Source organism: Amycolatopsis sp. NPDC057786, assembly GCF_042797905.1.
Lineage (GTDB): Bacteria > Actinomycetota > Actinomycetes > Mycobacteriales > Pseudonocardiaceae > Amycolatopsis.
Genome location: NZ_JBHVKW010000091.1, coordinates 1 through 12,744, shown reverse-complemented (window position 1 = coordinate 12,744; position 12,744 = coordinate 1). Strand labels below are relative to the sequence as shown.

The 12,744-nt window shown below is 69.5% G+C and carries 10 protein-coding genes; 3 read left to right on the top strand and 7 right to left on the bottom strand.

Going from position 1 to position 12,744, the window contains the following annotated elements; translation table 11 throughout:
• Positions 1-62 precede the first annotated feature (62 nt).
• The gene (locus tag ACFVM3_RS33015; protein WP_378443825.1) at positions 63-689 is read left to right on the top strand and encodes an alpha-ketoglutarate-dependent dioxygenase AlkB; all 627 of its coding nucleotides are present in this window, start codon (positions 63-65) and stop codon (positions 687-689) included.
• 3 nt (positions 690-692) lie between these two features.
• On the opposite strand, the gene ACFVM3_RS33010 is transcribed toward ACFVM3_RS33015, so the two are convergent.
• Positions 693-1,967: a cytochrome P450 gene (locus ACFVM3_RS33010; RefSeq protein WP_378443824.1), complete on the bottom strand. Its 1,275-nt coding sequence runs from the start codon at positions 1,965-1,967 to the stop codon at positions 693-695.
• Between the two features lie 256 nt (positions 1,968-2,223).
• Between ACFVM3_RS33010 and ACFVM3_RS33005 the strand changes: the two genes are divergently transcribed.
• Positions 2,224-5,349 carry an ATP-binding protein gene (locus ACFVM3_RS33005; RefSeq protein WP_378443823.1) on the top strand — a complete coding sequence of 1,042 codons (3,126 nt, stop codon included), beginning with the start codon at positions 2,224-2,226 and terminating at the stop codon, positions 5,347-5,349.
• Positions 5,350-5,414: 65 nt separating this feature from the next.
• Here the strand turns inward: ACFVM3_RS33005 and ACFVM3_RS33000 are convergent, their stop codons facing one another.
• The 6 genes from ACFVM3_RS33000 to ACFVM3_RS32975 form a co-directional block, all read right to left on the bottom strand.
• Complete coding sequence (locus tag ACFVM3_RS33000) at positions 5,415-6,266, bottom strand: ABC transporter permease (protein ID WP_378443822.1); 852 nt, start codon at positions 6,264-6,266, stop codon at positions 5,415-5,417.
• Positions 6,263-7,243: an ATP-binding cassette domain-containing protein gene (locus tag ACFVM3_RS32995; protein ID WP_378443821.1), complete on the bottom strand. Its 981-nt coding sequence runs from the start codon at positions 7,241-7,243 to the stop codon at positions 6,263-6,265. Before ACFVM3_RS32995 ends, ACFVM3_RS33000 begins: the two co-directional genes overlap by 4 nt.
• Positions 7,244-7,265: 22 nt before the next feature.
• Positions 7,266-7,838 carry an NADPH-dependent FMN reductase gene (locus ACFVM3_RS32990; protein WP_378443820.1) on the bottom strand — a complete coding sequence of 191 codons (573 nt, stop codon included), beginning with the start codon at positions 7,836-7,838 and terminating at the stop codon, positions 7,266-7,268.
• A 101-nt stretch (positions 7,839-7,939) separates the two neighbouring features.
• Positions 7,940-8,839, bottom strand: a complete 900-nt coding sequence (locus ACFVM3_RS32985) for an ROK family protein (protein ID WP_378443819.1) — start codon at positions 8,837-8,839, stop codon at positions 7,940-7,942.
• Positions 8,836-10,245, bottom strand: a complete 1,410-nt coding sequence (locus tag ACFVM3_RS32980) for an APC family permease (RefSeq protein ID WP_378443818.1) — start codon at positions 10,243-10,245, stop codon at positions 8,836-8,838. The genes ACFVM3_RS32985 and ACFVM3_RS32980 overlap by 4 nt, the downstream gene beginning before the upstream one ends.
• Positions 10,246-10,481: 236 nt before the next feature.
• A complete protein-coding gene (locus tag ACFVM3_RS32975; protein WP_378443817.1) occupies positions 10,482-11,315 on the bottom strand; it encodes an alpha/beta hydrolase family protein in 834 nt (277 codons plus the stop codon).
• A gap of 184 nt (positions 11,316-11,499) precedes the next feature.
• Between ACFVM3_RS32975 and ACFVM3_RS32970 the strand changes: the two genes are divergently transcribed.
• Complete coding sequence (locus tag ACFVM3_RS32970) at positions 11,500-12,579, top strand: DnaJ domain-containing protein (protein WP_378443816.1); 1,080 nt, start codon at positions 11,500-11,502, stop codon at positions 12,577-12,579.
• Positions 12,580-12,744: the final 165 nt, after the last annotated feature.

Here is a 12,744-nt window from a genome sequence, read left to right as displayed (position 1 = left end):
GCCATCGTGCCACTCGAACACCCGTTCGACAAACGAGCGGAACCGGGGTAGGTTCGGTTGCCATGACCCCCGCGCTTCAAGCCTCGCTGTTCGACGAGTGCGCCGCGCTCGGGCTGGGCTCGCTCGACGGGCTCCGGCGCACCGAGCTGACCCGTGGCGCCTGGATAGACGTGCTCCCTGGCTGGCTCTCCGGCGCGGACGAGCTGTTCACCCGGCTCGCCGAAGACGTGCCATGGCACGCCGAAAGGCGGCAGATGTACGACCGCGTAGTCGCCGTCCCCCGGCTACTGAGCCATTACCGCGAGGGCATGCCGCTCCCCCACCCGATCCTCACTGAGGCGAGGGAGACGCTCTCCGCGCACTACGCGGAAGAGCTCGGCGAGCCGTTCGTGACGTCGGGCCTGTGCTTCTACCGGGACGGGCGCGACAGCGTCGCCTGGCACGGCGACGACACCGGCCGTTCCCGCACCGAGGACACCATGGTGGCGATCGTCTCGGTCGGCGCCGCCCGCCAGCTGGCCCTGCGGCCGCGTGGCGGAGGCGAGACCGTCCGGCACGCCCTCGGTCACGGCGACCTGATCGTCATGGGCGGCAGCTGCCAGCGGACCTGGGAACACGCCGTCCCCAAGACCGCCAAACCGGTCGGGCCGAGGATCAGCATCCAGTTCCGTCCGAGAGGAGTCGCCTGAGGATCAGTCCAGCAGCACGGGCAAGGCGTCGACGCCGTAGACGATCGAGACCTTCCGGAAGTTCACTTCCTCCGGTTCGATCGCCAGCCGCATCTCCGGGAACCGGCGTACCAGCGCGGGATACGCGGTGCGCAGTTCCATCCTGGCCAGTTCGGCACCGATGCACCGGTGGATGCCCCAGCCGAAGGCGAGGTGCGACGTCGGCTCGCGGGTCGCGTCGAACTTCTCCATGTCCTCGCCGAGGTCGCCGTCACGGTTCGCGACGCTGAGCGAGACCAGCACGATGTCGCCCTTCGCGATCCGGACACCGGCGACCTCCATGTCCTCCTTGGCGAAACGCGGGAAGGCCATCTGCACGACGGTCAGGTACCGCAGCAGTTCCTCGACGAACTTGTGGACGGCTTCGTCGTCGCCGCGGACGGTCTCGACCAGCGAGCGGTCCTTGAGCAGCACGAGCGCACCGAGCGCGAGCATGCTCGCCGTGGTCTCCAGCCCGCCGGTGAGCACGCCGTCGGCGAGGCCCGCGAGCTCGCGGTCGTCGATCTCGTCGCCGTGCTCCTTGATGAGCATGCCGAGCAGGCCGTCGCCCGGGTTCTCGCGCTGCTTCTTGACGATCTCGTCCAGATAGGACAGTGACTCGGTCATCGCTCCGAGTGACGCGCCCGCGCCACCGAAGAGATCGAACCGGGCGGTGCTCAGCCGCTGGAAATCGTCGCGGTCCTCGTACGGGACGCCCAGCAGTTCGCAGATGGTCAGCGACGGGATCGGCAGCGCGAAGGCCTCCCACAGGTCGACGGGACCGTCGGCCTTCGCCATCGCGTCGAGCTGGTCGGCGACGATCTCGTCGATCCGCGGCGCCAGTCGCGACAGCCGCCGCATGGTGAACTCCGGCGTGAGCAGCCGCCGCAGCCGGGTGTGCACCGGCGGATCGGCGAACCCGAGCCCGCCGGGGTTCTGGTCCTCGGTCACGCCCGCGTTCCCGACCAGGTTCGTGAAGTCGTTGCTGAACTCGCTCACCTTGCCGAGTACGGCCTTGGCCTCGTCGTAGCCGGTGACCAGCCAGCCGTTCATCCCGAACGGCAGGTCGAGCTTGCTGACCGGTTCCGTCGCGCGGATCCGGCCCAGCTCGGCCACCGGGTCGAGACCGTCGCGTTTGAGCGGCAGCAGCGCGTTGTCCGGGATGATCGACATCTTGGACAGGTCGAAACCGTTCTTCTGCTGACGCGCGAGGTAGCGGCGGCCGATCCAAGCCAACACGCGCGAGCGAATGCTCCCCATACCCCGCACCCTACTCCAGCCGCTGACCACCTGACCTGGCACAACAGGCCGCCTTCGGCCGGCAGGGCAGGAATTTCGACGGCTGTTCACCCGCCGTCCCACTCGATTAGTCACGTCCAGAAAGTCGGTTTTCCCCCGCACGGGGTTCCCGGCGAGCGGGAGATCTCGGTCACCGTCGGTCACGACGGACGGCGGGTAACGCCTGACAGCGGACGCGCGTCGTGAGATTGTCGGACCTTACTGGGAGGATTCGGACATGTCAGCCGCGCTCATCGGACGTGACCATCCCGCGGGGGTGCTCCGCGCGGAGATAGCCCGTGCCGCCGAAAGCCACGGCGGCCTGGTGCTGGTCACCGGCGAGGCCGGGATCGGCAAGACCACGCTGGTCACCGGCGCCGCCGAAGAGGCGAAGCGCCTCGGTGCCCTGGTGCTCAACGGATCCTGCTGGGACTCGGCGAGCGCACCGGGCTATTGGCCGTGGACCCAGGTGGTCCGCGGGTTGCGGCGCGCGGTCGGGCAGGGCCGCTGGACCACGATGGCCGACAGCGAACTGGACGTCCTGCTCGGTGAGACGCGCGGTGACGGCGCGGCCGACGGGTTCCGGCTGTACGACGCGGTGACGAGCGTGCTGGTGGCCGCCTCCCAGGACCAGCCGATCGTGGTGGTGCTCGACGATCTGCACTGGGCCGACGCCGCGTCGCTGCGGTTGCTCGAGTTCGCCGCGCGGCACACCTGGTTCGAGCGGCTACTGCTGATCGGCACGTACCGGGACGTCGAGGTCGAGGCGACCGATCACCCGCTTCGCTCGCTCATGATGCCGCTCCTCACGAAGGCCACTTCGGTCACTCTCACCGGTCTCGAACCGGACGAGGTCGGCGCGCTCATGACCAGGACGGCGGGCGCGGCACCCGACGACGCGCTGGTCGCCGAGGTCCATCGCCGCACCGGCGGCAACCCGTTCTTCGTCGAGCAGACGGCGCGGCTCTGGCACAGCGGCGGTTCCGCCGAGACCATCGCGCCCGGCGTCGCCGACGCCCTGCAACGACGGCTTTCCCTGCTCCCCCAGCCGGTCCTCGATCTGCTGACCACCGCGTCGGTACTCGGCAGGGAGTTCCACCGCCGGCTGCTCGCGGGCGTGGCGTCGGCGCCCGTGCCCCAGGTGGACCGGTTGCTCGACCAGGCCGTCGCGGCACGACTGGTGGTGGTGCAAGGGCAAGGGCGCTTCGCCTTCGCCCACGACCTCGTCCGCGAAACGCTGTACGCGAGCCTGGCCGAGTCGGACCGCAGGAAGCAGCACGCCGCCGTCGTCGCGGCGGTCGGCGAGACGCCGGCGTCACGGGACAGCCTCTTCGCCGCGGACCTGGCCCGCCACGCGCTGCTCGCCGGCCGGGAAGTCGATCCGGACGAGGCGATCGACCTGTTGCTGGCCGCCGCGGTCGACGCCACCGGCCGCATGGCGATCGAAGAGACGACCACGCACTACCGGCGGGCGATGGAGATCGCCGAGGACCGGCGGCGGAAGGCCGTCATCGCCCTCGAACTGGGCGCGCATCTGACCCGTCACCACGAGACGGACGAGGGAAGACAGGTCCTCGACGAGGTCTCGGTGCTCATCCGTGAACTCGACGACGACGATCTCCTCGCCCGGCTGGCGCTGACCCTGGTCCGCGCCGACCACAAAAGCGTCCGGGCCGACGAGACGGTCGAGGTGCTCACCGAAGCGCACGCGCGGCTGTGCGGCCGCGAGCCCGGACAGGAGCTCACGGTCGAGGAGATGACGCAGGAACTCTCCGCGCGCATCATGATGACCGCCCGCGACGACCACGACGATTCCGCGCTGTTGTTCGGTTTGTGGGCCCGGCACGACTCGATCTGGGGGCCGGGCAGCGCCGCGGAACGGGAACGGCTCACCGACGAACTGGTCGCCGTCGGCCGCCGCACGGCGAACCCGGAATTGGAGCACTACGCGGCGTCCTTCAAGTGGGTGGCGCAGCTCGAACAGGGCGACCCCCGGTATTTCGAGCAGTACCAGGAGTTTCTCGCCCTGGCAGCCACCGGAAGGGCGCCGAGTTCGCAGCTGGCTTCCCGGATCGACCAGAGCATCATCGCCACGCTTCAGGGCCGGTTCGCCGAAGCCGAGGCCTATATCGAGCAGGTGATCTCGTGCCACGCGGGGGACGAGCATCCCCATTTCGCCGATCTGACCCAGCTGCAGCGGTGGGTCCGGTGGTGCCTGGAGGGGCGGTTCGACGATCTCACCGGTCTGCACCGCGAGATCTCGCGCAGCGGGTACTCCTACGGCCGGCTGCTGGAGGCGATCACCGCGGCCCAGCGCGAGGACACCGGGGAAGCCATCCGGCTCACCGATCTCGCGGCCGACGCGAAGCCGTATCCTCGCGACCTGGCCGCCTTGTGGTTGCGCTGCCAGGCGCAAACGGCGGCGGTCTCGCGCGATCCCGAACGCTGTGAAGCGGCCCGCGCGCTCCTCGCGCCCTACAGCGGGGAGTGGCTGGTTTCCCTGTACGGCTGCGAGATCTCCGGTCCCGTCGATCTCTGGATCGGCAGGCTCGACCTGGCGCAGGAACGCTGGAACGACGCGGTGGACCGGCTGCGCGGTGCCGCGCTCTCCGCGGATCGGCTCCGGGCCTCGGTCTGGGCGACCGAAGCCAGGTCCTGGCTGGCGAAAGCGCTGCTCGGCCGGAACCTCGAAGGCGACGCGGCGGCCGCGGCGACCCTCCTGTCCGAGGTGACCGAAGAAGCCACCGCGTTCGGCATGCGACCGATCGTGGCCAGGATGACGAAAGCACGTGAGGAGGCGCGGGCTCCGGCCGCGCCGAGGGCGGAGTTCCGTCGCGACGATGCCGTGTGGACCTTGCATTTCGACGGCGTCACCGCCCACCTCCCGGACTCGAAAGGCTTGCGGGACCTGCATTTCCTGCTCGGCAGGCCGGGTTCGGAGGTGGCGGCCGTCCGGCTGCTCGATCCCGAAGGCGGCGAGGTGGTCGTCGCCGCGAAGAGCCTCGGCGGCGACGCCGTCCTCGACGACGAAGCGAAGGCCCAGTACCGCGCGCGGCTCGACGAGCTGGATGAACTGATCGACACCGCGACCGGGTTGGGCCAGGACGCGCGCGCCGCGGCGCTGGACCGGGAACGGGACGCGCTGCTCGCCGAACTGCGGTCCGCGGCCGGGCTCGGCGGCCGCACCCGGCGGCTCGGTGACGAGGCGGAACGCGCCCGCAAGACGGTGACCGCGCGGATCCGGGACACCCTGCGCAAACTCGACGAGCAGCATCCGGCACTGGCCGCGCACCTGCGCGCGGCGGTCACCACCGGTTCCTCGTGCCGGTACGCGCCCGAGGACAAGGTTCCCTGGCGGCTGTGAGCGACCAGGGCCTCGTGAATGGCTAGGACGGTTAGAACCGTCCTAGCCATTCACGAGGTTAGGGCTCACTTGCGGTTGTAGAGCCGCATCGTCAAGGTGCCGAAGACCGCGAGGATCACCGCGCCGGCGATCAGCACCCAGGTGATCTCGCCGCCGTTCCAGTTGCCGTCCATCATCGAGCGGACCGCCGCGACCACGTGGGTCACCGGGTTGACGTCGACGAAGGCCTGCAGCCAGCCCGGCATCGTCTCCGGGTCGACGTAGATGTTGCTGAGGAAGGTCAGCGGGAACAGCACCATCATGCTGACCCCCATCACCGACTTCTCGCTGCGCAGCAGGAGGCCGAACATCGTCCAGATCCACGAGAACGCGAACGAGAACGCCAGCAGCAGGAGGATCGCGGCGGCCACGCCACCGAATCCGCCGGCGGGGCGGAAGCCCATGATCAGTCCGACGCCGAGGATCACCAGCGACGCGATGAGGTACCGCAGCATGTCACCGAGGAGATAGCCGACCATCGCCGACGGCCGCCAGATCGGCAGCGTGCGGAACCGGTCGAACACGCCCTTCTCGATGTCGGTGTTCACCGACACCCCGGTGTACATGGTGATCATCAGGATGCTGCTCGCCATGATGCCCGGCAACAGGAACTGCAGGTACTGCGTCGGCGAACCGGACAGCGCGCCGCCGAACAGGTAGGTGAACATCAGCGTCATCATGATCGGGAACGCCGTGACGTCGAACAGCTGCTCGGGCACGTGCTTGATCTTCAGCATCGCGCGCCACCCGAAGGTGACCGAAGTCGAAAGCGCGCTGGGGCGCTGAGGCCGGTTCTTCGCGATCAGGACGGCGGCGAGATCCTCCGCCTTCGGTGCCGCGAGAACGGGTTCGTTGTCTTTGACTGCCGTGGTGCTCAAGCTGCACTCTCCTCAGGCGTGGCGGTGCGGTCGGTCAGGGCCAGGAAGACCTCGTCGAGGCTCGGCTGGCCGAGGGAGAAGGTGTCGACGACGATCCCGGCGCGCGCGAGTTCGCTCAGCGCGCGTGCGGCATGTTCGGCGGCCCCCTGTTCGGTGCTTTCCCCCGAGAGCCGCGCGGTGAGCGCGACGGGGTCCGGCTCCAGCAGCACCTGTGCCTCCAGGGACCGGACGAGCAGCGCTTCGGCCTCGGCGCGCTGGTCGGCCTCGCGCAGCCGGACGTGGACCGCGCCGACCCCGACCGAGGCCTTCAGCTGCCCCTTGGTTCCTTCGGCGATCACCTTGCCGTGGTCGATGACCGCGATCCGCGAGGCCAGCTGGTCGGCCTCGTCGAGGTACTGCGTGGTCAGCAGGACCGTGGTGCCGTGCCGCACGATCGCGCGCACGATGTCCCAGACCTGGTTGCGGCTGCGGGGATCGAGCCCGGTCGTCGGCTCGTCGAGGAAGAGCACGTCCGGCGTGTTGAGGATGCTCGCGGCGATGTCGATCCGCCGCCGCATGCCGCCGGAGTAGTTCTTCACCTGCCTGCCCGCGGCCTCGGTCAGGCCGAACGCCGCCAGCAGTTCCTCCGCCCGTGCGCGGGCGGCCGGTTTGCGGTGCCCGGTCAGCCTGCCGATCAGGACCAGGTTCTCGGTGCCGGTCAGGTCTTCGTCGACCGAGGCGTACTGCCCGGTCAGGCTCACCATGGACCGGACCGCGTCGGCCTCGCGAACGACGTCCTTGCCGAAGACGCGCGCTTCTCCACCGTTGGGGCGGAGCAGGGTCGCGAGCATCTTCACGGCGGTGGTCTTGCCGGCGCCGTTCGGCCCGAGGACGCCGTACACGGTGCCGGCGGGGACCTTCAGGTCGATCCCGTCGACCGCCCGGTTCTCCCCGAACACCTTGACCAGCCCCGAGGCTTCGATGGCCAGTTCACTCATTTTCGTTTCCTTTCAGAAGCATTCAGCAGACGTAGGGGCGAGCGGCGCGCGCTTCGCGCAGGGCGAGGCCCCACCAGGCGAGCTCGTCGAGCAGGGTGGTCACGGCCTGTCCCTGCCCGTCGCTGTCGAAGGGGGTGCCGTCGCGGGCGAAGGTGCCGTCGAGGAGGTTGAAGGCCACAGTGTCGCGCATGGTCACCGTATGCAACTCGGTGAAGATCGTGCGCAGTTGCTCCACTGCGTAGAGCCCTTGCGAGCGGTAACCATAGGAGACGAATCCGACCGGCTTCGCGCGCCACTCGTCGTAGGCGCAGTCGATCGCCTGCTTGAGCGACGCCGGGAAACTGCGGTTGTACTCGGGAGTGACGACGACGAACGCCTCGGCCTCGTCGACCAGCCGCGCGAACCGCTTCATTTCGGACGTCGGATGCTCAGGCAGTCCTGCGGGCAGGTCGAAGTCGACCAGGTCGAGCACTTCGGTGACGAGGTCTTCCCGGTCTTCCGCCCGGCCGGTGAACCACTTGCCGACGGCCTCCCCCACCCGCCCCTCGCGGGTGCTTCCGATGATCACCGCGACCCGCAGTGGACTGGTGTCCATGACCGACCTCCTCTCGCTTCACCCCTTGGGCGCGAGAAAGCCGCCGGACATTCGCTAGATCGGATCTAGCGGGCGCCCGGCGGCTTCGGTCGGTGATCTCGCTACGCGTCCAGCGCGATCGCGATCGCGCCCAGCAGGGACGCGTCCTGGTCGAATTTCGCCGAGACCAGTTCGGGCGGGAACGGCACGGCTTGGGCGAGCCGCTCGCGCAGCGCGGGCAGCAGGATGTCGGCCGAGCGCACCAGTCCCCCGCCGACGGCGATGCGCTGCGGATCGAGCGCGATGGCGAGGTTCGCGACGTGCATCGACAGTTCGTCGAGCGCCGCGCCGACCAGTTCCTTGGCCTGCGCGTTCTCCCTCGCGAGGCCGAACAGTTCACCCGCGGTCACCGGGCGGCCGAGCAGCACACTCGCCCGGCCGCCCAGCCCACGCCCACCGACGGCTTCCTCCAGCGGCGCCGCTCCGCCGGCGAATCCGTCGGTGTCCTGCGGTGAGAGGAGGTTGTACCCGATCTCTCCCGCAGCGCCGTTGGCGCCAGCCAGCAGCCGGCCGCCGACCAGGACCGCCGCGGCGATCCCAGTCCCCAGCGAGAGGAACACCGCCGGATCGGTGTCCGCCAGCGCTCCCCACCGCCATTCCGCGAGCGCCGCCGCCTTGGCGTCGGTGCCCACCTCGATCGGCACGCCCTCGAACTCGGCGGCGACGAGGTCGCGCAGCCGCAGTTCCTCCCAGCCCGGCACGTTGGGCGCGAGCAGGATGCGGTCGTCCAGCACGATGCCAGGGCTGACCACGCCGATCGCGACGAGCCGGTCCGCCGCGCCTTCGTCGGCGAGCAGTTTCCGCGCCGCGGCGAGCGCGCGGCTCACCACCTGCCCGGCGCCCGCATGCGCGTCGGTGTCCAGCCGCCGGGTGACCAGGAGGCTCCCGGCCCGGTCGGCCAGCCCGATCGCGACCTTCGTGCCGCCGAAGTCGATCCCCAGGATCAGGTCTTCCCCCGTCACTTCCCGTTCCCCTCTGCCGCCCCCGCGAACGCTTCCTGAATCACCTTGGGCCCGAACGGCCACACGTGTTCCGCCTTGGCATAGGCCAGGAACGCCGCCACGCCGAGCGCGATCCACCCCACGGAAAGCCCGATCGAAAGCCAGGTGGCGGAGAAGTAGATGTAGACCCAGCCGAGCAGCGCGATGATCGTCGGGATCGGGTAGAGCCATTGCCGGTACGGCCGCTCCAGCTCCGGCCGCCGTCGCCGCAGCACGACGATCGCCGCGACCTGCGCGAGCGACTGGATGAGGACCAGCACCGTCACCGCCGCGTTGATCACCGCGGTCAGGGTGAACAGCGAGCCGATCGCGGCGATGACCCCCATCGTCAGCACACCGGCGGTCGGCAGGTTCAGCTTCGGGTGCAGCCTGGCGAACACCGGCAGGAACACCTTGTCGCGCGCCGCTTCGAACGGGACCCGCGAACCACCGAGCAGACCGGCGAACACCGAACCGATCGCGGCGATCACGATGAACACGGTGATGACCTTGGCCGCTCCCGTGCCCCACGCCTGCTCCAGCACGGTGGAGGCGACCGAAGTGGCGTTCTTCAGTTCCTCCAGCGGGATCGAGCCGAGCACCCCGAGCTGCAGCAGGAAGTAGAGGCTCATGATGCCGAGGATCGAGAGGATGATCGACCGCGGCAGCGTCCGGCCGGGGTCACGCACCTCGCCGCCGAGGTAGGCGCTGGTGTTGTAGCCGAGGTAGTCGTAGATGGCGATGATCAGGCCGGCACCGAGCCCTGCCCAGAACGCGCCGCCGTCGAACGAGAACGCGCCGGGCGTGAAGGCGAAGGCTTGCGCGCCGTCGAAATGGGTGAAGGCCGCGACGATCACCGAGAGCGCGGCGAACAGCATGATCCCGAACAGGACGGTGGTCAGCTTCCCGATCTCGCCGATCCTGCGGAACAACGCCAGCACGATCAGCACGATCACGCCGAGGCCGATCACCTTGCCGAGCGCCGTCGTCCCGCCGTCGTCGGCGACCCCGGGGACCAGGTACCCGAGGTACTGGACGAGCCCGATGATGCCGGTGGACATGATCAGCGGGATGAACAGCACCGCGCTCCAGGCGAACAGGAACGGCATGAGCCTGCCGGTGCGGGAGCCGAAGGCCTCGCGCAGATAGACGTAGGTGCCGCCGGCGCCGGGGAGGGCGGCGCCGAGTTCGGCCCAGATCAGGCCGTCGGCCAACGCGATGACCGCGCCGATGAGCCAGCCGAACATGGCCTGCGGGCCGCCGAGCGTCACCACCATCGCGGGGATGGTGACGAACGGGCCGATGCCGCACATCTGGGTCATGTTGATGGCGGTCGCCTGGAGCGGCCCGATCTTCCGCTCGAGCCCCGGCCGCGGGGATGAACTCAAAACGCGCCTCCCTCTTAGTTAGTAAAGTTTCTTAACATAATTTGAGGTGTGTCGGAAGGCCGGTCCGCAAAGTTGTCGTGCTCCGGTCCACCCGGAATTGCCCGAACGGGCCAAGCCAGGGCGGCGTCTTACCCCGGAAGGGACGTCTTCACCAGGGACGGCAAGGTCCGTGAAACGGCTGATCGGGCCGGGGCGTTCGCGGAACTCGCGACCAGCTAGGACCAGGTGGCCCAGGGTCAGCGCAGGTGGCGCTCCAGCCACTCGGTGACCGCTTCGTCGGCGAGCTTCGCGATCGGGAGCTGCGGCGCGGGATCGATACCCGGCTCTTCGGCGAGCGCGTGGGCGAGACCGGGGAGGCGACGCAACCGGACGTCATCGGGCACGGCGTACCCGGCACGCACCGCGTCGACGAGTTCGTCGGCGTCCGCGCGGAACGTGGGGAAATCCTCTTCCCCGCTCACGACCAGCAGCGGAACCTGCGGTTCCCTGGCCGAGATTTCACCCGATCGTGCGACGAAGTCGAGATGATCCGCCGCTTGGTTCGCTTCGTCCGTCCACGAATAGGGCTGTTCCAGCATGGTTTCCACCACGCCGACCAGCGACCGCGCCCGGACGGCGGGGTTGACCAGCGCGGCGGCCCGCACCGGGATCTCCCTGGTGGCCAGGATCGTGAGCGCCACGGCACCGCCGAGGGAACCCCCTACGACGGCCATCCGCGAGGTGTCGAAACCGAAGCGTTCCCGCAGTTCAGCGAGTGCGGCGGGGAATTCCAGCGCCGCCTGCCGGACGAACGGGAGGGCGTAGGCGAGCACCGCGTCACGGACGGCCCGTTCGACCACCGCGTCCATGCTGCCGTCGACCATTCTCGCGCCGCACAACGGCATTCCGAGATACACCCGCCACGCGGGCACCCCGGCCAGTGGCAGCGCGGCCGCGAACGCGGCGTCGGTGCGGGGCGCGTCGATCATGTGCCAGGCGACGACCACCGGCGCGGGGCCGCTGACCTCGGCCGATGGCGGCAGGACGGTGAACGGGACCCCCGCCGCCGTGCCCGTGACCGGTTCTCCCACCGCTGTCCCCCCTCGCGAGCTGTCGATCTCCACGATATCCAGGACGCGGCGGAGGCGGACCTCGTTCCGCCACAAGCGAAACAGTATGCCCGCGGAGTCACCCCGACGCGCCGCGGAGGTGGTTGCGGGCGACCGGCGGCGGCCGAATAGTGTTGCGGCCCGGCCCTTTGGAGGTGAACCGCCCGTGCCCGATGTCGACTACTACGAGGTGCTCGGCGTGGGCAAGGCCGCCTCGGTCAACGAGATCAAGACCGCGTACCGGCGGCTGGCGAAGTCACATCACCCGGACACCGGCGGGTCCGCGCTCACCTTCCAACTGGTCCGCGAGGCCTACGACACGCTCAGCGATCCGATGCGGCGCGCCGGCTACGACGCGGGCGGCCGCTCGGTACGCGCCCCGATCCGCCCGCGCCCGCGGCGTCGCTTCGGCGAAGAACCGGGCTACGAGCCCGAACCGGTCGTGATCGACCCGGACGACCTCGAATGGTGGGAATTCGCCGCGCAGGACGCGCGCGTGCGGCACGGGCGGCGGCGCGGACCCGGGCACACCCCGGTGGTGGCGGCGGTCGGCGGAATGGTGCTGGTGCTGCTGCCGGTGCTGACCGGCGTCGGATTCTCGGCCCCCACGCTGATCGTCTGGCTGATCCTGACCGCCGGGACCGCGCTGCTCGTGCAACGACTCGCCCGCGGCTACCTGGCGGCTTCCCGCGCCAAGAACCGGTTCGCCGCCGAATTCGGCGAGAAACGCGTGTTCGGCACCCCCGGTGTCGAGACCGACGAACTCGCCGAACGGCTCACCGCCGACCTGCTCGAGCGCTACCTGACCCGGCTTCCCGGCGCCCGGATCTTCCACGGCCTCTCGTGGCCGGACTCCGTATTCGCCGACGTCGACCACGCCGTGCTGTGCGGTAAGCGGCTGGTGCTCATCGAATCGAAGCTGTGGCTGCCGGGGCACTACGAAACCGATGACGACGATCGCCTGCTGCGCAACGGCCGCGCCTTCCGCGGTGGCGGGAGCAGGCTGACCGAAAGTCTCGCCGAATACCGGCGGCTCCTGCCGGGGGTCGCGTTGCGCGGGGCGATGATCGTGTACCCGAGCCGGACCGGTGAGATCACCACGGATCTCGAGGATCCCTCCCCCGCGCCGCCGATGACGCCGGAACAGTTCCTGCACGAGATCGGCGGGTGGCTGGCGGCGGAGCCGTCCACTGTGGACTCGGCGACGATGCGGGCGGTGCGGGACCGGGTAGTCGGCACCGCCTGAGCCGCCGCGAGCACTCCAGCCCCGCCGGGTGTCGCGAAAGCCACTTTCGCAACGTTGAAGGTTGCGAAAGTGGCTTTCGCAACCTTGTGCCGAGATGCGCAGACCCTCCCAAAACCCCTCAGGTGTCGCGAAAGCCACTTTCGGGACACCTGATGTCTCGAAAGT

Coding starts and splice junctions, on each gene's coding strand:
- ACFVM3_RS33015 (WP_378443825.1), top strand. CDS start 63: ATGACCCCCGCGCTTCAAGCCTCGCTGTTCGACGAGTGCGCCGCGCTC.
- ACFVM3_RS33010 (WP_378443824.1), bottom strand. CDS start 1,967: ATGGGGAGCATTCGCTCGCGCGTGTTGGCTTGGATCGGCCGCCGCTAC.
- ACFVM3_RS33005 (WP_378443823.1), top strand. CDS start 2,224: ATGTCAGCCGCGCTCATCGGACGTGACCATCCCGCGGGGGTGCTCCGC.
- ACFVM3_RS32995 (WP_378443821.1), bottom strand. CDS start 7,243: ATGAGTGAACTGGCCATCGAAGCCTCGGGGCTGGTCAAGGTGTTCGGG.
- ACFVM3_RS32990 (WP_378443820.1), bottom strand. CDS start 7,838: ATGGACACCAGTCCACTGCGGGTCGCGGTGATCATCGGAAGCACCCGC.